This is a genomic window from Pseudozobellia thermophila (assembly GCF_900141855.1).
Lineage (GTDB): Bacteria > Bacteroidota > Bacteroidia > Flavobacteriales > Flavobacteriaceae > Pseudozobellia > Pseudozobellia thermophila.
On the sequence record NZ_FQYU01000002.1, the window covers coordinates 383,553 to 406,184 of the forward strand.

A 22,632-nucleotide genomic window follows, 5' to 3' on the forward strand; every position below is an offset into this window, starting at 1 on the left:
ACCCTAGTCAAATGGAGTAATTTTAACACTTGTAAGGAAACTAAATTTTTCAACAGTATTATGAAAAAAATCGCAAGCACATTTTTTACGGCCCTTTTTGCAGGAGCCATTACTTTAGGCGCGTATAAATTGTTCTTCGAGAAACCGAACTACGCTATCGTGACAGAGAGTGAGGGCCGTCCTGTTTTCAATACCAGTTACACACCTACCTCGCCCAAGGGCGCAGGCATCAATGAGGCCGATTTTACCACGGCGGCAGAAATGACGGTAAATGCCGTGGTACACGTAAAGAACGTTTCGATTACCCGTGACCGGGGCAGTTACTTGGACTTCTTCTACGGCCATGGCAGTAGTGCCCGGCCCCAAGTAGGAACGGGATCTGGGGTAATTATTTCGCAAGACGGCTACATTGTTACGAACAACCACGTTATTGAAAACGCGAGCCAACTGCAGGTAATGCTGAACAACAACAAGGTTTACGATGCGGAAATTATCGGTACGGACCCCAATTCGGATATTGCACTGATCAAAATCGATGCCGACAGAAAGCTCCCCTACCTCGCTTTTGGGGATTCGGACCACGTTAAGGTGGGCGAATGGGTCTTGGCCGTCGGCAACCCCTTTAGCCTGACTTCGACCGTTACCGCCGGTATCGTAAGCGCAAAGGCAAGAAACCTCGGAAAGGCCGACCAATCGTTTATTCAGACCGACGCGGCCGTCAACCCCGGAAACAGCGGTGGTGCCTTGGTGAATACCAACGGCGACCTTATTGGAATCAATACGGCGATTACATCGCAAACCGGATCATATGTCGGTTATTCTTTCGCGGTACCCAGCAACATCGCAAAGAAAGTCGTCGACGACATTTTGGAATACGGCAACGTTCAAAAAGGAATATTAGGCGTTGATATCGTCAGGGCCAATACGCCCTACGCCATCCAGAAAGGCATCAACCAAATCGAAGGGGTATACATTGCCGGTATCGAGGAAGATACAGGGGCCGAAGAGGCCGACCTCCGCGAAGGGGACATCATCAAAGAGATAGACGACATCAAAATAAGGAAGTACGCCGACCTTACCGGCTACCTTTCCTCGAAGAGACCGGAAGACACGGTGCAAGTGACCATCGAAAGGGACAAGGAAATTTTTACGGTCCCCGTAGTCTTAAAAAGAAGGCAGGTCATTACCGTGCCCAATATGGGACTCGAGATCAAGAACCTCACCAAGGAAGACATGAAAAAGTTCAAGACGAAGAAAGGGGTCAAGGTCGTAGGCGTTCCTGAAATCTATCGGGGCTACGGCCTCGAGGGAAAGGTAATCCTATCGTTGGATGACCAGGAAATAAACGACATCGAAGAGGCCAAGGTGCTTTTTGGCCGCATATCGCGTCGGGGCAGGACGATCATGACCATGATCAACCAAAAAGGAGAGCGGGAGCGGCTTATTTTTCAGTAAGACGTCGAAAAAACGAATGGAGAAACGCCCTTTTTCGGGGCGTTTTTCTTTTTTTATTCCTACCTTTAGAAAAAACACTATGTTTTGATGCTGTATTAAAATCCATACGGCTATTTTTCTACGTATCTATTCAAATTTTTAGTGTTTGCCCTTGGGCTTGGAAGATAAGCTTATTGGCAATTTTTTTTATTAATTGATAATATTGGATTACTTTAGCCCCCTCTAATCGATTAACCCCAAAGAATCATTTGAACATATGAAAGGTTTTAGACTACTGTTACTTATAACGGCCTTATTTACTTTCAACCTTCAATTTGCCCAAGAAGAGGAGCCTCAGGAAGACCTGTCATTGGAAAAGGGCACCATAGACAGCCAATTCGAATTTGTTTATAAAAAATCGGGCAATTACCGTGCCGACGGCAAGCGCTATGAGGTCGTGCGCACCCTGTCGCTCGACAAACTAAGGCAGAACGTATTGGATACATTAGGGGCGTACAACAAGAGGGCCGCCGAACTGAAGGCGACCATAGCGGGCCACGAATCGACCATAGCCTCGCTTAACGCCAAACTCGAGGAGACCACCAACAACCTGGCCGCCGTAACGGAAGAAAAGGACAGCATGTCGTTTTTGGGAATCATGGTTTCCAAGAGCACCTACAACGGCATTTTGTGGACGGTTATCGCCTGTCTATTGGCCTTGCTGTTGTTTTTTATCTATAAATTCAGAAACAGCAACATCCTGACACAGGAAGCCAAGTCGAACCTGGCCGAACTGGAAACCGAATACGAAGACCACAGACGTAGGGCCTTGGAAAGGGAGCAAAAAATAAGCAGGCAGCTGCAAGACGAGATCAACAAGTACAAAAAACAGAAATAACCAAAAAGGCTCCTTCCCGGGAGCCTTTTTTGTTTCCGGTTCAAAATTGTCGTACGGGCATATTGAGGCAAGGCCCCTCCTTTGGTGCCACGAAACGCTGCGGGGCGTAATCGCCTATTTTTGAATGCGACCCGCTCCCTCTAGGTTCCGTTCAATTCCCATAATACCCTAAAAATCGGGCCAAGGGAGATTCGATCAACTTTCACTACATTTGACGGCCCATAGGGTCTTTAAACAAATTATACTTTCATGCGAATAGATATAATCACGGTCTTGCCCGAGCTATTGGAGAGTCCGTTCAATGCCTCGATCTTAAAAAGGGCCATTGAAAAGGAACTTGTTGAAGTACACTTTCACAACCTAAGGGATTACACCGACAAATCGTACAATCAGGTAGACGACTATCAATACGGGGGCGGTGCCGGTATGGTGCTGATGATAGAGCCCATCGACAAATGCATTACGTCATTGACGAGCGAGCGCCAATACGACGAAATCATCTATATGACGCCCGACGGCCAGACCCTTGACCAAAAAATGGCCAATGGCCTTTCGCTTCTCAACAACATCATCGTGCTATGCGGGCATTACAAGGGAGTTGACCAGCGGGTTCGCGACCGTTTTATCACCAAGGAAATATCGATCGGAGACTACGTTCTCTCGGGCGGTGAACTAGGTGCCGCCGTACTCTGTGACGCCGTTATCAGACTCATACCAGGTGTATTGAACAACGAAACCTCGGCCCTTACCGACACGTTCCAGGACAATCTTTTGGCCCCTCCGGTCTATACCAGACCTGCGGAGTACAAGGGAATGAAGGTGCCGGAGGTACTGCTTACCGGCGACTTTCCCAAAATTGAAAAATGGCGGGAAGACCAAGCCCAGGCCAGAACGGAGAAACTAAGGCCCGACCTCTTGGAGGAATAGAAAAAAGGTAAAAAAACCCTTGTGGATTCTATTATATAGACTATTTTTGCATCCTGTTAAATCAACCTCTGACGAAAATCGTGAATGTTGCTTTAAGATTAACGATAAATTTATATCATGGAAGCATTGTTAAAATTCGTACAAGACGAATTTGTTGCGAAAAAAGAATTTCCTGAGTTTTCCGCTGGGGATACCATTACCGTTTATTACGAAATCAAGGAAGGGGAAAAAACACGTACCCAGTTTTTTAGGGGCGTTGTCATCCAAAGAAGAGGTAGCGGAGCCACCGAGACCTTCACCATTCGCAAGATGTCGGGTACTGTGGGCGTAGAGCGTATCTTCCCTATCAACATGCCGGCCCTTCAGAAAATCGAGGTCAATAAGCGAGGTAAGGTACGTAGGGCAAGAATTTTCTACTTCAGAGGCCTAACCGGCAAAAAAGCACGTATCAAGGAAATCCGTTCGTAAGGGCACATATTTCTTAGAAAATAGCATCCCTTACCGGTCGACGACCGGTAAGGGATTTTTTTATGAACAATTGTTAATTACCCATGTTTATAAAATGTTGATTTTAAATGTGTTAAAAAACAAGAAGTAACGCCTTTTCTTTGTATATTTATTTCACGGTTAAAGTAAAAGCCTGTCGATGGTGGATATGGAGGCCGTTATAAAGTTAACGTTCTTTATATTGTTGTTTAGTTTATTTCGGTAGTTTGGAGCAATTCAAAATACATTAACGAAATAGCGAGCATAAGGCCAAAAAGCGGTTGTTTTTTGGAAAAACATTATGTGGATGTACTTAACGGACATAAGGGCCTAGAGTTTGCATGGACGATTTAAGGCATTAAGACGACAAGAAGAAAAGTACTTTTGTTTTTGGGAGAAATCCCTAATGGAACAAAAGGGTTTTCAAACGTGGAAATAGTGATGCGAACGCAATCAATGGTTGCCGGCCTGTTTTATAATGGGTACGAAAGTTCGACAACTAGTTCCAGAAAGCCATGTCAATGTATTCATACAATGATATGGCTTTTGTTTTTGCCCCCGCGCTTCACCGATCGGCACACCTTCCCGGCCCCACTTTTTACAAAAAACACAAGCTTTCGGCCCGTTTATTACAAAGAAACCCGTATTGCCCCCGATCTATAAAATTCTTGTCACAGAATGCCCCCTTCTTTTGGCCTTAACACAACATAAAATTGTATATTTGCTCCGCTTTAAATTAAACTACATCTATTCATGTCGAAGATTTTTTATACAAAGACCGACGAGGCCCCGGCTTTGGCGACCCAATCGTTTTTGCCCATAGTAAAGGCTTTTTCGAAAACAGCGAACGTAACTATTGAAACCAAAGATATTTCCCTCGCCGGTAGAATTATTGCGAATTTTCCCGATTTTCTAACCCCGGACCAACAAATTTCAAACGATTTAGAAGAATTGGGAGCCTTGGTCAAAAAGCCTGAGGCGAACATCATCAAACTTCCCAATATCAGTGCCTCGATTCCGCAATTAAAGGAGGCCATCAGCGAGCTGCAAGGCAAGGGTTATGCCCTACCTGACTATCCCGACAACCCTGGCAACGATAAGGAGCAGGAAATTAAATCGAGGTACGACAAAATTAAAGGGAGCGCCGTAAACCCGGTATTGCGCGAAGGTAATTCGGATAGGCGGGCCCCCCGTGCGGTAAAAAACTACGCCAAACAAAACCCGCACACCATGGGCGCATGGAGTCCCGATAGCAAGACCCACGTAGCCACTATGCAGCATGGCGATTTTAAGGGCAACGAAAAGTCGTTGACCGTCAAAGATGCCACCAAAATAAAAATAGAACTGGTCCGCAACGATGGTACGACCAAAGTGTTCAAGGAGGCCATGCCCCTTTTGGCCGGCGAAATTATCGACGCCACGGTAATGAACAAAGCGGCCCTGACCACTTTTCTAAAGGAGCAGATCAAAGATGCAAAGGACAAGGGCGTACTCTTTTCCCTTCACATGAAAGCCACAATGATGAAGGTTTCCGACCCCATCATTTTTGGCCACGCGGTAGAAGCCTACTTTGCCGATGTTTTTGAAAAACACCAAAAAACTTTTGAAGAGCTGGGAATCAGTGCCAACGACGGACTAGAAAGTCTCTTTTCAAAACTTGACCAACTACCCGCCGACAAAAGGCAGGAAATCGAGGGCGATATCGAGCAAGCCATCGAGAACGGCCCCGACCTGGCCATGGTGAACTCCGATAAAGGGATCACCAACCTCCATGTGCCCAGTGACGTAATCATCGATGCATCGATGCCGGCCATGATCCGTAATTCAGGTAAAATGTGGAATGCCGAAGGCAAGCCCCAAGATACCAAGGCCGTTATACCCGATAGCAGCTATGCCGATATCTATTCGGCCACTATCGACTTCTGTAAAAAACATGGCGCCTTTGACCCTACCACTATGGGTACCGTTCCCAACGTGGGCCTTATGGCACAAAAGGCCGAAGAATACGGCTCGCACGACAAAACCTTTGAAATCGATGCACCAGGTACCGTTAAGGTCATCGATCTAAACACCAACGAGACCGTACTCGAACACGCGGTGGAAGCGGGTGATATCTGGCGGATGTGCCAGGTAAAGGACGCCCCGATCCAAGATTGGGTCAAGTTGGCCGTATCGCGGGCAAAGGCCACCCAGTGGCCGGCCGTTTTCTGGTTGGACGAGAACAGGGCCCACGACGTAGAATTGATCAAAAAGGTAACCACCTATCTAAAGGGTCACGATACGACCGGACTCGACATAAAGATAATGTCGCCTAAGGAAGCTACCGAATACACCCTCAAACGGATGAAAGACGGCAAAGACACCATTTCCGTTTCCGGCAACGTATTACGCGATTATTTGACCGACCTCTTCCCTATCTTGGAAGTAGGCACCAGTGCCAAAATGCTTTCTATCGTTCCCTTGATGAACGGTGGCGGACTTTTCGAGACCGGTGCGGGAGGCTCGGCCCCCAAGCACGTGGAGCAATTTTTGGAGGAAGGCCACCTGAGATGGGATTCTTTAGGGGAATTCCTGGCCTTGGGCGTTTCCCTTGATTTCTATGGGGAGAAGAACGACAACCCCAAAGCCCGCATACTGGGCGATGCCCTGGACAGCGCTACCGAAAAATTCCTGGTCAACGACAAATCCCCATCGCGAAAGGTAATGGAAATAGATACCAGGGGAAGCCACTTCTATTTGGCCTTATACTGGGCCGAGGCATTGGCCTCCCAGGACAAGGACCAAGAACTCAAGGGCGTATTTGGAAAAGTTTACCAACAATTGAGCGAAAAGGAGGAGCAAATCGTCAAGGAACTGATCGAGTGCCAGGGAAGCCCGAAAGATATTGGAGGTTACTACCTGCCCGATGCGCAAAAAGTAAGCAGCGCCATGAGACCTAGTTCAACCTTAAATTCGATTTTAGACACTATCTAACAGGTAGGCAATAAATTTTAGAGGCCCTCTTTCTACGGATAGAGGGCTTTTTTATTAACGATTACTATTTCCCTACTTGTCATTTCTGGCTACTTTTATAAAAATTAATTATTGATGGCCCAATTCATAAAGCTTGTCCTTGCCTCCCTACTTTTTTTTCCACAATTTGCCTTGGCACAGCAGCGCTTCACGCTAAGCGGCACGGTGTCGGAGGCTGCAAGCAACGAAACCCTGATCGGGGTCACCATTGCCTTTCCTGACCTAAAGACCGGTGTAACCACCAATGAATACGGATTCTATTCCATAACCCTTCCGGAAGGGGAGTATCGCATACAGGTAAGTTACCTGGGGTTTCAAGACATCGTTCAAACGGTCTCGCTTACCGAAAACCGAAAAATGAACTTTCAAATGGAAGAGTCGGCCGAGCTTCTCGAGGAGGTGGTGGTTACCGAGGATGTGGAAAAAATGGATATCCGAAAACCGCAAATGAGCGTAAACGCCATGTCGGTCGAAACCATCAAGAAAATTCCCGTCATCCTGGGCGAAGCCGATGTCATTAAATCCATTTTATTGCTCCCCGGCGTTACCAATGCGGGTGAAGGTGCCTCGGGCTTTAATGTCCGCGGCGGCGCAGTCGACCAAAACCTTATTCTGTTGGACGAGGCCGTCATATTTAACTCTTCGCACCTTTTTGGCTTTTTCTCGGTATTCAATCCGGATGCCATAAAGGATTTGAAACTGTACAAAGGAGGGATTCCCGCAAGGTATGGGGGCAGGGTATCATCGGTGCTCGATATATTTCAAAAAGAGGGCAACAGCAAACAGTTTAAGGTCAACGGGGGCATCGGTGCCGTGGCCAGCCGCTTGTTGGCCGAAGGACCGATAGTGAAGGACAAGGCCGCTTTTTTGGTCGGTGGCCGGGCCTCATATGCCCACCTTTTCCTGCCCTTGTTCGATGTGGACAATACCGCCTACTTTTATGACCTGAACACCAAATTGAATTACAACATCAACGACAAAAACAGTATATACCTTTCGGGGTATTTTGGGCGTGATGTCTTTGGGATAAGCGATAGTTTTGTCAACACTTACGGCAATGCGGTCGGAAATTTCAGGTGGAACCACTTGTTCTCCGATAAGCTTTTTTCGAACCTGTCCTTGATTTATTCGGACTATTACTACGGTCTTAAACTCGATTTTGTGGGCTTTAACTGGAATTCGGGCATCCAGAACTTTAACCTTAAGTACGACCTAAAACACTACGTTAGCGACAAATTACAGGTCAACTACGGTATAAATGACATCTATTATCGGTTCAATCCCGGAAAAATTGAGCCCAGCAATTCGAATTCAGGTATCGTTGAAGAGCAATTGATCCAAAAATACGCCAACGAATTTGCGGCTTATATCGATATAGAGCACGACATTACCGAAAATCTCAGCCTAAATTATGGCCTTCGGTTCAGCAATTTCACCCGGTTGGGCCAAGATGAGCTCAATGTTTACGAGAACGACAACCCCGTAAGCTTCGACCCCTCGCTATTGATATACCAAGAAGCTGAACCCATAGGGGTCGTCAACCCAAAGAGAAGTGCCAGCCTGGCCTCTTTCAACAACTTTGAGCCCCGGTTCTCCCTGGCCTACACCCTTAACGACAACAGTTCGCTCAAGGGCAGCTATACCCGTTTGGCCCAATACCTGCACCTGCTCTCTAACACCAGCTCACCTACTCCCTTGGACGTGTGGACCCCCAGTGGCCCTTTTATAGAGCCCCAGTTGCTGGACCAATATGCATTGGGCTATTTTCGAACCATGGACTCCGGGCGCTATTCGTTTGAAACCGAAGTGTTTTATAAAGACATACAAAACCGCATCGACTACATCGACGGGGCCAACCTTATTGCCAACGATGCCATTGAACAGACCATACTGACAGGCGAGGCACGGGCCTATGGCCTTGAGCTCCTGTTGCGAAAAAACGAAGGCCGGTTTCAAGGATGGTTGGCCTATACCCTTTCAAAATCGGAACAGCGCACCCCGGGAAGGACATCGACCCCAAGCAACGGCATTTCGCCCAACGAAACGGGGATCAATTTTGGGGAATGGTACAACACCCCATACGATAAGACCCACGACCTATCCCTATACGGCAGTTACGAACTAAGTCCCAAATGGAGTTTTAATTCGAATTTCGTTTTCCAGACCGGGCAACCTACCAATTACCCGATCGGGCAATTCAACATTCAAGGACTTTCGGTTCCCTATTATGGGCAGAGAAATGCCGAGCGCCTGCCCGCCTATCACCGTTTGGATCTATCGGCCACCTTAACCCCATCCAAAAACAAAAACAGAAAATGGCAGGCCGAATGGGTATTCAGCATTTACAACGCGTACAATCGAAGAAATGCGGCGTCCATTTCGTTCAGGCGCAACACCGAAACCAGGAACAACGAGGCGGTACGTACCTCGATTTTTGGAATCGTGCCCGCCGTAACCTACAATTTCAAATTTTAAGACCATGAAGAAATACCTTATCCCCCTTTTAAGCCTTCTGTTTCTATCGGCCTGTGAGGATGTGGTGGAAATAGATACCCCGACCGAGGCACCCAGGTTATTCGTTGACGGAGTTATACGGATAGATGCCGCCATGCCGAGCACGACCGTTTCGATAAAGGTCGGACTCACCAGTAGCTTTTTCGAATCGACCGAGTCAGCTGCCGGGGCCGAAGTCATAATCCGCAATGAAAGCTACACCGGTACCGATGTATCCGATGAAAACTTTATGGTACTCAGTGAAAATTTTCCCGGGGTCTACGAAGGCACGAAAAACACCGACTTTTTTACAACGGGCGAGCTGCAACTGACCATTGGTTACGACGACCAGGTTTACTCGGCCACGACCAGCTACGTTCCGGCAGTACCCATAGATAAACTGGAACAAGGCGATGGAAGTCTGTTCACGGGCGATGAAATTGAAATTGTGGTCGCCTTTACCGATGCCCCTGAACGGGACGACTACTACCTGTTCGACTTCGATTTTAACGAGTATCTGGTAACGGAGGATGCGTTTTACCAAGGCCAAACCTTCGAGTTTTCCTATTTTTATGACGATGGGGTTGATTCGGGCAGGGAAATAAGCATTAGCCTTATCGGGGTCGACCACTCCCTTTTCAATTACATGAACCAGGTAATTGTGCAGGCAGGGGCCGAACAGGGGCCATTTCAAACGCCTTCGGCCACCGTTCGCGGAAATATCATAAACATTACCGACCCCGAGAACATAGATGGCCAAAACAATTTTGCCCTAGGCTATTTTGCCGTATGCCAGACCTACACCAAAACCATTACGATAGAATAAAAAACACCGTATAAAATTTAGGTACCTATTGCTATGAGAACCGATAAAGAAATGCTTGTCAAGGGAATCAAGTCCCTCGCCTATACCGTACTCCTCATGTTTTTGGCTCCCATCGTTTTGTACCAGGCCTTTAAGAACCAAGAGAACATTCTCTTTTGGCCCGTACTTATCGTGGGCCTCATATTGGCCGTGGCCGCGGTGGCCATGGGATTCTATAGCATAAAGATTGTAGTAGACTCCATGTTCGGCCCCAAAAAAAGGAAAAAGTAGGCCATCACTTATTCTCCCGTTTGCCGCTCAGGGTCCATTTATTGCTCAATTGGGCGTAATCGTAATCCAAGACCGATTCTTGGCGTTCCAACCGATAGGAGGCAAAGGCCCTTTGAAGGATGTCCTCGATCAGATAATCTTCGTGTACCATGTCTGGGTGAAACTCCTCCTTTAAGTTGATATCGAACATGCTGGCCGTGGTATTGTACCAAAAGGCACGCCACCCGCTTCGCAGCTCCTTTACCAGGTTAAAGGCCGTCTCCCCGGTTTGGCGGTAGATGAGTTTTACGAGTATTTGCCCTTCGGTACGGGTCAGCTTTTTAAGTTCTTCCGAAAATTCTTCCTCGATAAACTTCTGTACTTTTTTGGTATATCTTTTTTGATGTCTTTTTTTCTTGATCTTGGAAATACTGTCATTGAGTTCAACCAACCTTTCGGCCGCCAATTTGGCATAGGGGTACACTTTTATGGTCTTTCGGCGCAGAATATAATAACGCAGTTTTTCTTTATAAGAGCCAAATTTGAGTTTCCCGAAAAGATAGACTTCATCGAGGTCGATCGAACTTCTGAAGATGGAGTCCCCTTCGACTATGATCATCTTCTCCGCCACCGAATCGAGTGGCTGTTCCGCTACCTGGGCAAAACCCAAGGCGCAGTATGCTGCGAAAAAGAAAAAGAAAATATTTTTTTTCATGGCGGAATCAAATGCAAAAGCCTTGCCAAAATTAACGATAAATACCCCGCCTTATTATTAATTAAAAGTGAATATTGCTAAGTTTGCAGATAAATCGAATTTAAATGGCTAACAAGAAAATTATTACAAAAAAGTCGCTAGCGTTTTTTGAAAAATATTTGAACAATGCCTCCCCTACGGGTTACGAATGGGAAGGTCAAAAAATATGGATGGAATACCTTAAACCGTATGTTGACACCTTCATTACCGACACCTACGGTTCTGCGGTTGGGGTTATCAATCCGGATGCAAAATACAAGGTGGTGATCGAAGGGCATTCCGATGAAATCGCCTGGTATGTCAACTACATCACCGACAATGGTCTGCTCTATGTAATTAGAAACGGTGGAAGCGACCATCAGATAGCCCCGTCAAAATGGGTAAACATCCACACCAAGAAGGGGGTCGTCAAAGGGGTCTTCGGATGGCCGGCCATACATACGCGCGACAAGGGTAAGGAAACCCCTCCGAAACTGGATAATATCTTTATCGATATAGGGGCCAAGGACAAGGAGGAAGTGGAAAAAATGGGCGTTCACGTAGGATGCGTCATCACCTATCCTGACGAGTTCCAAATATTGAACGGCGACAAATTTGTCTGTCGGGCCATCGACAACCGCGCCGGTGGTTTCATGGTGGCGGAAGTGGCACGCCTTCTGCATGAAAACAAGAAAAAACTGCCTTTCGGCCTTTATATCACCAATGCCGTCCAGGAAGAAATAGGCCTTCGGGGCGCCGAAATGATCACGCAGACCATAAAGCCGAACGTAGCCATTATCACCGATGTCTGCCACGATACCACGACCCCGATGATCGACAAAAAGACCCAAGGTCATACCGAAATCGGTGCGGGTCCCGTAATTTCCTACGCCCCGGCGGTACAGAACAAATTGCGCGAACGCATCTTGGAAACGGCGGAAGCCAACAAAATCCCCTTTCAACGCATGGCCGCCTCGAGGTCTACGGGAACCGATACCGATGCCTTTGCCTACAGCAATGGCGGTGTGGCCTCGGCATTGATCTCATTACCCCTGCGCTATATGCACACCACGGTAGAAATGGTGCATAAAGACGATGTTGAAAACGTAATCAGGTTGATTTACGAGACCCTTTTGAACATTAAGGACGGGGAAACGTTCAGCTATTTCGATTAGACATACCACAGCCCTCCTGTTCAAGGAGGGTTTAATTTTTTTTTTGGGTTATGGATGAGTTGATAGATATTCTTGATTCCGAGGGAAATCCTACGGGCAAGACGGCCATGAAATCGGAGGCCCATAGATACGGATGGTACCACCAATCGGTACATATTTGGTTCTATACGGCCAACGGCAAGGTACTTATACAGCAACGGGCCGCGAACAAGGATACCCATCCCCTTTTATGGGACGTTTCGGTAGCCGGGCATATCGGTGCGGGCGAAGCCGTCAAGACATCCGCCCTGCGCGAAATCGAGGAAGAAATCGGCCTCAAGGTCGAAGAAGGCGATTTGCAAAAAATAGGTTGCTACCCGTCCTTTCATGAACATTCGCCCGAATTGATCGACCGGGAATTTCACCATACCTTTTTATGTGAGCTCAAAGTGCCCCTCCATCGACTGAAAAAGCAAGAGAGCGAAGTTGCAGACCTCAAACTGATTTCCTTGATCCAATTTTCACAGGAAACCTGGGGACTGGCCAACTTGGGCAAATACGTCCCCCATGGTATTGAGTACTACAAAACGGTTGTAAAGGAAATCAAAAAACGCCTATAGGCCCGCAATAAAATTGCCCACGGCATCAAGGGCATAGGTTTGCTGTTCCCCGCTTTCCATATGCTTGACAACAAATGAATTTTCCTCCAACTCCTTTTCCCCTATCAAGACGACATAAGGTACGTTGCGGTTGTTGGCGTATTTGAACTGTTTCTGGATTTTCGCCTTCGACGGATACACATCGGCCTTTACCCCTTCCCTTCTTAAGGCGGTCACCAATTTTAGGGCCGCAAAAGATTCCTTTTCCCCAAAATTCAAGCAAAGTACCTGTAACGACCGGTCGATGCTCTCGGGGAAAAGTCCCAATTCCTCCAACACCAAATAAATGCGGTCGAGACCAAAGGAGATACCGACACCGCTGACATCCTTGAGCCCAAAAATTCCGGTAAGGTCGTCGTAGCGGCCACCGCCACCGATGGATCCCATTTTAACGCCTTCGGGAGCGGCCACTTCAAAAATGGCCCCGGTGTAATAGTTAAGTCCGCGCGCCAAGGTAACGTCAATGGAAAGTTGGGCCGACTGCAGCCCCATTTCCTCTACGGCACTGACAATAAAGGTAAGCTCTTCCACCCCTTTGCTTCCGGTTTCCGAATCTTTCAAGAGTTCTTTCAAGGCTTGAAGTTGTTCGGTATTACTTCCTGAAAGGGAAAAAAGTGGCTCGACCTTGGCTATGGCCTCGGGCGTGAGCCCCCGTTCGGCCATTTCCTTCTTTACCCCTTCTTCCCCTATCTTATCGAGCTTGTCCAAGGCCACGGTAAAATCGATCAACAGGTCTTGGGCCCCGATCACCTCGGCGATGCCCGAAAGGATTTTTCTATTGTTCAATTTGATATTGACTCCCCCTAACTTCAATTCGGTAAAAACGGCATCGTAGAGCTGTACCAGTTCGATTTCCTGCAAGAGGGAATCGGAGCCCACCACATCGGCATCGCACTGGTAAAACTCGCGAAAACGGCCTTTTTGGGGCCTATCGGCACGCCAGACCGGCTGTATCTGGTACCTTTTGAACGGAAAATCGATTTCGTTCTGGTGCATGACCACATAGCGGGCAAAGGGCACGGTAAGATCGTAGCGAAGGGCTTTTTCAGAAATTTTAGGCGTCAGCAAGCTGGAATTCCTTGACGTATAAATCGCGTCGTCGACCTTGTTGAGATAATCCCCCGAATTCAAGATCTTAAAGATCAAACGGTCCCCCTCGTCGCCGTATTTGCCCATCAAGGTTTCGGAATTCTCGAAAGAGGGCGTTTCGATGGGCTGAAAGCCAAAGGTTTGAAAATGCTTCTTTACGACTTCGAAGATATAGTTCCGCTTAATGACTTCGGAAGGGGTAAAATCCCTGGTTCCCTTGGGTATGCTCGGTTTTTTGGCCATGAAAATAGTTTAATGTGGCAATACCGGATCGGGGTGTTAACCGGCCCCGGTACATGAAGTAAACAATCGGGCAAATATCGATTTAATTAATGATTTTATCAAACCACTGGTACAATTCGCCCTTGGTGATCACGGCCCCTTGTTCGATCAGTTTAAATTTATCCAAATTTTTATCTTCGCCATAGGCCTTGGAGGCCGTTAGGTATTCGACAAAATCGGATTGCCAATTCTTTTTGAACCAAGCGAAGCCCGTTTTTGTGGTCAGGTCCACGTCGGGGTTCATTACCTTGACCGACAGCAACTTCATCTCTTTGTCGGTCAGGTGAAAAAGGTGCATTTGATGGGCCGAAATGTTCTCCAAGTATTCTACCTTGCCCAGTACCCCTTCCCAGACCAGATCGCTGAAAATATCGATTTCCTCTTCGGCCACCTCGGGTTTGTTGGCCTTGATGTCCTGCCACTCTTCGGCGGTAATGGACTGCGTTGCCAAAAAGTTGATGAACTCCTGATGCAGTTCTTCCAGTTGTTGTTTTGTGAGCCTTGAATATTTCATTCGGCAAAAATAAAAAGGCCATGCGAAATGCATGGCCTTATTTTTATAAATATTAACGCTTATCAGAAAATATAGCGCAGTCCGAATTGCACTTGCCATCTCGAAAGCAAGCTCGCATCGTAGCCGAAGGTTTCGGTCAGGTCGGTATTAAAGGTATAGGTCGGCACGTTGTTGGCATCGACCGATACCGATAGGGGGTTGATGGTATTGGGCTGTTGGATCACGCCCCAATCGCTGTTCAATAGATTGCCGAAGTTTAGGATATCGACGCTGAACTGAATGGTGTGCACCTTGTCTTCGGCGACCGAAAGACGGTAGTCTTGCAACAATTTAACGTCCCACTTGCCCCTCCATGGGGCCAAGGCTCCGTACCTATCGAAATATTCGCCCCTGTGATCGGCCATATAGTCGTCTTGCTGGATGAACCGCTCAAAAGCTTCGGCCTGGCCGGGACCCGAGAATTGCATTTGCTGTACCTCTGCCGTGGTCGGAATGTAGAGCAAATCGTTGTTCTGAAAAGAGCTATCGTTGTTGATATTGCCCCCATAGGTGTAGTTGAACCTGCCTCCCTGGGCATATTCAAAAAATGTGGAAATGGTAGTCGACCATTTGTCGTTGCCGTAATTGAACTGCTTCGATCCTACCCCGATAAAGCGGTGGGTATCGCCGTATTTGGAAAACGACAGCACATCGTCGTTCGCATTGCCGTAGTTGGGGTTAAAATCAAAGGCATCGCCGGTAATCTCGGCCTCAATGGAGTTGACATCCTTGGCGTTCAAATAGTTGTATGCCAAACTGGCATAAAGACCGTTATCCCAGCTCTTTTGTGCCTTTAGGGAAGCGTTCCATATTCTTCCCTTGTCGGAATTCGTAAAGACATAGGCGTTGTTGCCCTTGTCGGCATCGGCATAAATGGGCCGGTTATCCCCCGGTGCATCGAGGGTTTCCGATGGATTTCTCAATCCCCAGTTCTGGACATGGGCCCCGTTGATATCTTTGGTGTAGGATAGGTCGGCGGTCAATATCAATCCGTTTTCGAATCGGTGGTCGCCCCCTATATTCGTTCGCCATACCTGTGGCCATTTAAAATCGGGATCGACGATCTGGTAGAAGAAGGAGTCAAGCCCCTGAACCTGGTTGCCCAACCACACAAAGGGAAAACGACCGGTGAACACCCCACTTCCCCCACGTATCTGGGTGGTTTGGTTGCCCTTCACGTCCCAATTGAAACCTACCCTGGGAGAGACCAAGAAATCGTTGCTCGGCAAGGTTTTTGAATCCAATAGGGTTTCCTGGTTCGTCTGTGGGTTAAAATAGGAGATGCTCGGATCGAAGGTAAAGGGCTTTCTTTCGATGTTCTCCTGAATTTTATCCTCCGTATCAAAATAGAGCGGCTTATCGAAGCGCACCCCATAGGTAAGTTTAAAATCGGGGGTGATGCTCCAATCGTCCTGCAGGTAGAAGGAAAACTGGCCCACATTGGTTTCGGCCAAGGTCCATCCGCCCACGCTACCTACACCGGCCGCATTGTTGTTCGCAAAAATATTTTGGGCATTGGCCAAGGCTGCGGCCAGGGTTCCATCGGCCACATCGGTTTGAAAGGCGGCCAGATCGGGATAGGAGGCAAAAGCACCGACTTCTTGGACAAAGTCGCCGTTTTCATCGTAGCCATAGGCCCCCAGGTTAAAGGAATTGTCAAATTCAAACTTCTCAAAGGACGCCCCTATGGTAAAGGTGTGGTTTCCTAGAAAATAGTTGAAGTTATTGGTTACCTGAAACACCTTTTGATCCAATTCGTTGTTGATCGAAAAGGGTTCGTGGCCGGCGATAATGTAATTGCTTCCCGCCCCATCTTGGATGGTAATGGCCGGTATGGGGGCCGACAAGGGATTTCGATAATCATCGAAATGGGTATAGCCTACCTGCAATTTATTGGTGGCATTGTCCCCAAAGGTCGAATTAAGTTCGACCTGGACCGATTGAATGTTGTTGTTGATCTCGTATCCCGAATTCTCAAATTGCAGCACCTGAAAATTAGGCCCCCTGGTTCCCAAGGCCGTAGGATGGGCCGGTTTTTCCTTTGAGGCGCTCAAAAAGTTGTAGATCACGGCCAACCGATGGTTGTCGTTTACGTTCCAATCCAGTTTGACAATACCCTTTGTAGATTCGGCCCCGTACGTAAAACCTTGGTAACGGCCCGTATCGTAACCCAGTCCGGAAAGAGCCGACTGAACGGCAATAAGGTCGCTTTCAAGGACGCGTGATTCGTTGATCGCCCCCGAACCCGTATTGGGCACCCAGCCATTGGAGCCCAAATCGTCTCTTTGGTCGCGCTCAAAATTGGCGAAGAAGAAAAGTTTGTTCTTTACGATGGGCCCGCCAATGCTCAGTCCGTATTGATTTTGTTTCAAATCGGGCTTGACCACTTTTTCCCCTTTGATCTTACCCCCTGTAAGGCTTTCGTTTCTAAAGAAACCGTACACGGTACCATGAAATTCGTTCGTCCCGCTTTTCGTAACCGCATTGACGGTAGCCCCTGTAAAACCCGACTGGGTAACGTCGTAGGGAGCCAATGACACTTGGATCTGGTCGATGGCATCTAGGGAAATGGGTTGCGAATCGGTCTGGCCGCCCGGTGTCGGGGCGTCCAGTCCGAAGGGGTTGTTGAAAATGGCCCCGTCGAGCGAAAAATTATTGTACTGGTCGTTTCGTCCCCCAAAGGAGTTTCCGGTGGAAGAAGGCTCCAATCGCGTAAAATCCTGCGCAGACCTTGAGATGGTGGGCAATCGGGTAAGTTCCCGTCTACCGACACTGGTTTCGGCCCCGGTACGGTCACTTCCGAAGGTACCGCCCCGATCGGAGACCACGACCACCTCGTCGAGGGCCTGGCTTTCGGTTTGCATTACCACATCCAGCGTAAAGGTCTTGCCCAAGGACAAATAGGCATCGTTGATGGTCTGCTCCTTAAATCCGATATAGGAGACGGTAACCTCATACGGTCCGCCGACCCTCATATTCAATATTTTAAAGAGTCCGTTTTCGTTGGTAATCGAGCCGTACTTGGTTCCCGTTGGGGTGTGTACGGCAACCACGTTGGCCCCAAGCAGGGGTTGGTTCTGGTCATCGAAGACCGTTCCCGACATATTTGAAGTGGTGACCTGCCCCGATGCGGCAATCCCTACCAGCATCAAAAATGCGAATAAGTAAACTTTTTTCATAATAAAGGGTTTGAGTTAATTCGCGTTAAAATTAACCCAAAAAAAAAGAGCTATGCACGCATAGCTCTTAAAAGTTATCAGTGATTATCAACCGTTTACTTTTTCTCGGCGACAACTTCAAAATTAAATTGAACCTTCACCTCACGGTGCAAACGTATGTCTGCGGTATACGGACCAGATCTTTTAATAGATCCACCCTTGATACTGATGAATTTTTTGTCGATTTCATGACCTTCCTTGGCAAGTACCTCTGCCAAATCAGCTGCAGTTACCGATCCAAAAAGCTTATCGCCGGCACCTACCTTGGCAGGTATCTTAACCTCCAGTTGAGCCAATTTATCGGCGGTACTCTTGGCCGCGTCAACGATTTTCTTCTCTTTATGGGCCCTCTGCCTCAAGTTCTCTTCAAGTACCTTTTTCGCCGAAGGAGTAGCCATGGTGGCCATACCCCTGGGAATAAGGTAATTTCTACCATAACCATTCTTAACGGTTACCACATCGTCTTTAAAGCCCAAATGCTCTACGTCTTGTTTTAGTATAAGTTCCATCTTGCCTTAAATTTATTTTAGTAGATCGCCTACGTACGGCATTAAAGCCAAGTGACGTGCCCTTTTTACCGCTTGGGCCACTTTGCGTTGGTACTTCAAAGAAGTTCCGGTAAGTCTCCTAGGTAACAATTTACCTTGTTCGTTTACCAATTTCATCAAGAAATCAGGATCTTTATAATCCACATATTTGATACCTGATTTTTTAAAACGGCAATACTTCTTTTTAGTATTGGTTTCGATGTTCAATGGGGTCAAATAACGAATTTCCCCGTCTTTTTTTCCTTTTGCCTGCTGTTGTAACGTTGCCATAATACTTACGCTTTAGCTTTTAACCTTGTTCTTCTCTTTTCTGCCCACGCGATGGCGTGCTTATCCAATTTTACGGTCAAAAACCGCATTACCCGCTCATCTCTCTTGAATTCTTGCTCGTAAGGAGCAATTACTTCACCGGGAGCGGTAAACTCGAACAAATGGTAAAAACCACTTTTCTTGTGCTGTATGGCATAGGCCAATTTCTTCAGTCCCCAGTTTTCCTTAGAGACCATCTTGGCGCCATTGTTAATTAAGAAATCCTCAAATTTCTTAACTGTTTCCGCTATCTGATCATCAGAAAGCACGGGATTCAAAATGAAAACAGTTTCGTAATGGTTCATAAATGTATATTTTTTAGGAGCGCAAAAGTAAGAATATTTATTACACTTTACAAGAAAACCGAAATTTCTTCGTTATAGATGGGTAACCTAAAAAATTGAGCTTAACCAAATCTTAACCTATGGTCATTACAAAATACACACAAAACATGGCGATCTTTACAAGATTAATTGCTGTTTAACGTCATTTTTTAGTATTTTGTCGATGATTTAACCCCACAAATCGACCCGTTTATGAAATTAAGAAGTATTATCGTCGACGACTCGTCAATGCAACGTATGGCCGTTGCAAAGTTGGTCAACAGTCACCCAAACCTAGCTATGGTGGCGGAATACAGCAATGCGATCGAGGCTAAAAATGGAATCAAGAACAATGAGATCGACCTTATTTTTCTCGATGTTGAAATGCCAATCATCAGTGGTTTCGACCTACTCGAATCACTGGAAAACAGTCCGCAGGTGATCCTGATCACCGGTAAACCCGATTATGCCCTGAAGGCTTTCGATTACGATGTTACCGATTACTTGCACAAACCGATTACCATGGCCCGCTTTGATGCCTCCGTAAAAAGAGCCGTCGCCAAGTACGAGCAGATGCACAAGGTTCAAGAAGACGAAGAGCACATCTTCGTTAAGAGCAACCTCAAAAAGAGAAAGGTAATCTTAAACGACATCAAATGGATAGAGGCCTTGGGCGACTACATCAAATTGGTCACCGATGAGGCGAACATTGTTATCCTATCCACCATGAAATCGTTCGAAAAGCAATTGCCCGAAGACAAGTTTCTAAGAATTCACAAATCGTATATCGTGAACCTGGAAAAAATAGAAAAGTTCAACAGTAAGAACGTTGAAGTAAGTGGACGGTCCATTCCCTTAAGCAGGAACAAGAAGTCGGAGCTGGCCGAAGCGCTGAGCAACGTCTAAACCTCTACTTTAAAGCGATAAACAAGCCCTGTCTACAAACAGGGCTTTTTTTATGCCAGGATTCATTGGCAAACCTCAAATATGGTCTACATTGTATATGACCCGGACACTCCTGAACTGGGCCACGGCATTGAACGACCTTTCAATTCTTTTGATTCCCGTCTTTACCCCACCCACCGATTTGCCGGAGGGAATCTTTACCAACAGATTTTTCAAATACTGGTTTCGTATACGGGCCACCGGTGGGTATTCGGGGCCCAATACGCTGGCCCCCGAACTGTTTCTAAGGGCCTTGGCGAACCATTCGGCCGCCTCGTTCAACCGATTGAACTCCTTATGCTTAAAGGTGATCCGTATGATCCTGTTCTTGGGGGGGTATTTGAACTGTTCCCGCTCGTACAGCTGCTCCTTGAACATCTCGAGATAATCGTTGGTCGACACCTGTTTTAAGATCTGATGGTAGGGATTGTAGCTCTGTATGATGACCCTGCCCCTCTTTTGGGTCCGCCCCGCCCTTCCGGCCACTTGGGTCAATAGTTGAAAACATCTTTCGTGGGCCCGGTAATCGGGAAAGTTCAACAGCGAATCGGCGTTCATGATGCCCACTAGGCCCACATTCCTAAAGTCGAGGCCTTTGGTAAGCATTTGTGTACCTACCAAAATATCGATATCGTGCTGTTCAAAGGCCGTAATGATCTTTTCGAAACCGTGTTTTCCGCGCGTGGTATCGAGGTCCATCCGCCAGGTCTTTGCATCCGGAAAAAGGGTTTCCAGCTCTTTCTCGACCTGTTCGGTACCGAAGCCCTTGGTATCCAGCGTAGGGCTTCCACAGGCCTGGCAGCTTTCGGGCAGGGCCATGTGGTAACCGCAGTAATGGCAGCGCAATTGTTTTTTATATTGATGGAAGGTAAGGCTCACATCGCAATTGGGGCATTGGGGCGAGTGGCCACAGGTGGTACATTCAACGATCGGTGCATACCCGCGCCGGTTTTGGAAAAGGATGACCTGCTCCCCCTCTTTCAGGGCCGCTTCGATCTCAAGGAACAAACGCTCGGAAAAATGGCCTTTCATACGCTTCTTTCGCGCCTCTTCCTTCAAGTCTACCAATTCGATCTCGGGCATCAGCACATTGCCGTACCTTCTTGTTATTTCGGCATAGCCGTACTTCCCCGTCTTGGCATTAAAATAACTTTCGATACTGGGTGTGGCCGACCCCAGTAGAATATGGCTGTTGTGCAAGTTGCCCAAGACGATGGCCGCATCGCGGGCGTGGTAGCGCGGAGCGGGGTCGAATTGCTTGAACGAGCTTTCGTGTTCCTCATCCACAATAACCAGCCCCAGATCTGAAAACGGCAGGAACAAGGCCGACCTTGCCCCGATAATGATCTGTGCCTTCGTCTTTTGGGCCAGGACATTGTTCCATACCTCTACCCTTTCCTGAACGTTGTATTTGGAATGATAAACGGATACCTTGTCCCCAAAATACTCCTGTAAACGCGAAATAAGCTGGGTGGTAAGGGCTATTTCGGGAAGCAGATACAGGGCTTGCCTACCGCTTTGGATACATTCGTCGATAAGCTTAACGTAGACCTCCGTTTTTCCCGAAGAGGTTACCCCATGCAGGAGCACTGCCCGGTTTTCCTTGAAATTGTTTCGAATATCGGCCAATGCCTTTTCCTGATATTCGTTAAGCCTTTTTAAATCGCTGTTCTCCCCGTCGCCCTCGTAGTTCACGCGGTCCGTCCTAATAAAATACTCCTCTAAAATCCCTTTTTCCACCAAGGATTTGATGACCGCCTTTGAGGCCCCGCTCGCCTCTTCGAGCTCGGATACCTTTATCGGCTTTTTGTTGACGGCCTGCAATTGGAACAGGGATAGGACAACCTGACTTTGTTTGGGGGCCCTGGTCAAGGTTTTCAACAAGGCTTCCAATTTCTCCTCGGCCTGGTACTCCCCGCCCAGTTTTACGAATTTTACGAGCTTCGGTTTGTACTGTTCGTAGATTTCCTCCTTCAGGAGAATGACCTTTTTTTGAAGCAGGCGGTCCAAAATGGGAAGCACGTTCTTGCGGTCTACGATCGCCCCTACCTCCTGTACCTTTAAAGAACTCTGGTGCTGCAGGGCCTCGAACACCAAAAACTCGTCGTCCTCCAGGTCCGATTCATCAATATCGGCCTCCCCGTTTCGAAGCACCAAGGTTTCGCTTTCGAGCAAAAAGGCACCGGGTACCGCACTTCGAAAGACCTCTCCCACCGAACACATGTAGTAATCGGCGATCCATTTCCAGTGTTTCAATTGAAATTCGTTGGCAATGGGCTTCTCGTCCAACACCTTATGAACGGGCTTGGCCTCATAGATTTGGGGCGGTTCGTTATGCACCCTGTAGACCAGGGCCGTATAGACCTTCGATTTACCGAAGGGGACCCCTACGCGCATACCTGGGGAAACGACCTCTGCTTCGGCCCCACTAATGCTATAGGTAAAAAGTTTCTCTAAGGGAATCGGCAAGATAACATCGACAAAGTACTCCATA

Annotated in this window: 19 protein-coding genes; 11 read left to right on the forward strand and 8 right to left on the reverse strand. The window is 47.5% G+C overall.

Translation table 11 applies throughout. From position 1 onward, the window contains the following. The first annotated feature begins 60 nt into the window (after positions 1-60). The 8 genes from BUB37_RS07095 (at position 61) to BUB37_RS07130 (ending at position 10,346) form a co-directional block, all read left to right on the forward strand. The gene (locus BUB37_RS07095) at positions 61-1,455 is read left to right on the forward strand and encodes a S1C family serine protease (RefSeq protein WP_072990936.1); all 1,395 of its coding nucleotides are present in this window, start codon (positions 61-63) and stop codon (positions 1,453-1,455) included. Between the two features lie 256 nt (positions 1,456-1,711). After that, positions 1,712-2,332, forward strand: coding sequence for a tRNA (guanine-N1)-methyltransferase (locus BUB37_RS07100; protein WP_072990939.1), 621 nt, complete (start codon positions 1,712-1,714; stop codon positions 2,330-2,332). 249 nt (positions 2,333-2,581) lie between these two features. Beyond that, positions 2,582-3,259 carry a tRNA (guanosine(37)-N1)-methyltransferase TrmD gene (trmD, locus tag BUB37_RS07105; RefSeq protein ID WP_072990942.1) on the forward strand — a complete coding sequence of 226 codons (678 nt, stop codon included), beginning with the start codon at positions 2,582-2,584 and terminating at the stop codon, positions 3,257-3,259. A gap of 117 nt (positions 3,260-3,376) precedes the next feature. After that, complete coding sequence (gene rplS, locus BUB37_RS07110) at positions 3,377-3,727, forward strand: 50S ribosomal protein L19 (RefSeq protein WP_072990946.1); 351 nt, start codon at positions 3,377-3,379, stop codon at positions 3,725-3,727. A gap of 771 nt (positions 3,728-4,498) precedes the next feature. Continuing rightward, a complete protein-coding gene (locus tag BUB37_RS07115; RefSeq protein ID WP_072990949.1) occupies positions 4,499-6,718 on the forward strand; it encodes an NADP-dependent isocitrate dehydrogenase in 2,220 nt (739 codons plus the stop codon). Positions 6,719-6,832: 114 nt separating this feature from the next. Continuing rightward, a complete protein-coding gene (locus tag BUB37_RS07120) occupies positions 6,833-9,232 on the forward strand; it encodes a TonB-dependent receptor (RefSeq protein WP_072990951.1) in 2,400 nt (799 codons plus the stop codon). Between the two features lie 4 nt (positions 9,233-9,236). Next, positions 9,237-10,076 carry a DUF4249 family protein gene (locus BUB37_RS07125; protein WP_072990953.1) on the forward strand — a complete coding sequence of 280 codons (840 nt, stop codon included), beginning with the start codon at positions 9,237-9,239 and terminating at the stop codon, positions 10,074-10,076. A gap of 33 nt (positions 10,077-10,109) precedes the next feature. Then, positions 10,110-10,346: a DUF6095 family protein gene (locus tag BUB37_RS07130; protein WP_072990955.1), complete on the forward strand. Its 237-nt coding sequence runs from the start codon at positions 10,110-10,112 to the stop codon at positions 10,344-10,346. Positions 10,347-10,350: 4 nt separating this feature from the next. Here BUB37_RS07130 and BUB37_RS07135 read toward each other — a convergent pair whose 3' ends face one another. Then, positions 10,351-11,040, reverse strand: coding sequence for a DUF4294 domain-containing protein (locus tag BUB37_RS07135; protein ID WP_072990957.1), 690 nt, complete (start codon positions 11,038-11,040; stop codon positions 10,351-10,353). A 104-nt stretch (positions 11,041-11,144) separates the two neighbouring features. Between BUB37_RS07135 and BUB37_RS07140 the strand changes: the two genes are divergently transcribed. Beyond that, positions 11,145-12,233 carry a M42 family metallopeptidase gene (locus BUB37_RS07140; RefSeq protein ID WP_072990959.1) on the forward strand — a complete coding sequence of 363 codons (1,089 nt, stop codon included), beginning with the start codon at positions 11,145-11,147 and terminating at the stop codon, positions 12,231-12,233. A 50-nt stretch (positions 12,234-12,283) separates the two neighbouring features. Beyond that, positions 12,284-12,832 (forward strand): NUDIX hydrolase, encoded by a 549-nt coding sequence (locus BUB37_RS07145; RefSeq protein ID WP_072990961.1) that lies wholly within the window; start codon positions 12,284-12,286, stop codon positions 12,830-12,832. Here BUB37_RS07145 and hisS read toward each other — a convergent pair. From hisS to rpsF, 6 genes are all read right to left on the reverse strand, one after another. After that, positions 12,827-14,203, reverse strand: coding sequence for a histidine--tRNA ligase (gene hisS / locus BUB37_RS07150; protein WP_072990963.1), 1,377 nt, complete (start codon positions 14,201-14,203; stop codon positions 12,827-12,829). The genes BUB37_RS07145 and hisS overlap by 6 nt on opposite strands. 82 nt (positions 14,204-14,285) lie before the next feature. Next, the gene (locus tag BUB37_RS07155; protein WP_072990965.1) at positions 14,286-14,756 is read right to left on the reverse strand and encodes a DUF6495 family protein; all 471 of its coding nucleotides are present in this window, start codon (positions 14,754-14,756) and stop codon (positions 14,286-14,288) included. Positions 14,757-14,818: 62 nt separating this feature from the next. After that, positions 14,819-17,974 (reverse strand): TonB-dependent receptor, encoded by a 3,156-nt coding sequence (locus tag BUB37_RS07160; RefSeq protein WP_072990967.1) that lies wholly within the window; start codon positions 17,972-17,974, stop codon positions 14,819-14,821. 95 nt (positions 17,975-18,069) lie between these two features. Then, positions 18,070-18,522, reverse strand: coding sequence for a 50S ribosomal protein L9 (gene rplI / locus BUB37_RS07165; protein WP_072990972.1), 453 nt, complete (start codon positions 18,520-18,522; stop codon positions 18,070-18,072). 12 nt (positions 18,523-18,534) lie between these two features. After that, entirely contained in the window at positions 18,535-18,831 is a 297-nt protein-coding gene (gene rpsR, locus BUB37_RS07170; protein WP_072990975.1) for a 30S ribosomal protein S18, read from the reverse strand. Between the two features lie 5 nt (positions 18,832-18,836). Continuing rightward, a complete protein-coding gene (gene rpsF, locus BUB37_RS07175; RefSeq protein WP_072990979.1) occupies positions 18,837-19,175 on the reverse strand; it encodes a 30S ribosomal protein S6 in 339 nt (112 codons plus the stop codon). Between the two features lie 231 nt (positions 19,176-19,406). Between rpsF and BUB37_RS07180 the strand changes: the two genes are divergently transcribed. Further along, on the forward strand, positions 19,407-20,099 hold the full coding sequence (locus BUB37_RS07180; RefSeq protein ID WP_072990982.1) for a LytR/AlgR family response regulator transcription factor: 693 nt from the start codon (positions 19,407-19,409) through the stop codon (positions 20,097-20,099). Positions 20,100-20,174: 75 nt separating this feature from the next. Here BUB37_RS07180 and priA read toward each other — a convergent pair whose 3' ends face one another. Then, the gene (priA, locus tag BUB37_RS07185) at positions 20,175-22,631 is read right to left on the reverse strand and encodes a replication restart helicase PriA (protein ID WP_072990985.1); all 2,457 of its coding nucleotides are present in this window, start codon (positions 22,629-22,631) and stop codon (positions 20,175-20,177) included. Between the last annotated feature and the right edge of the window lies 1 nt (position 22,632).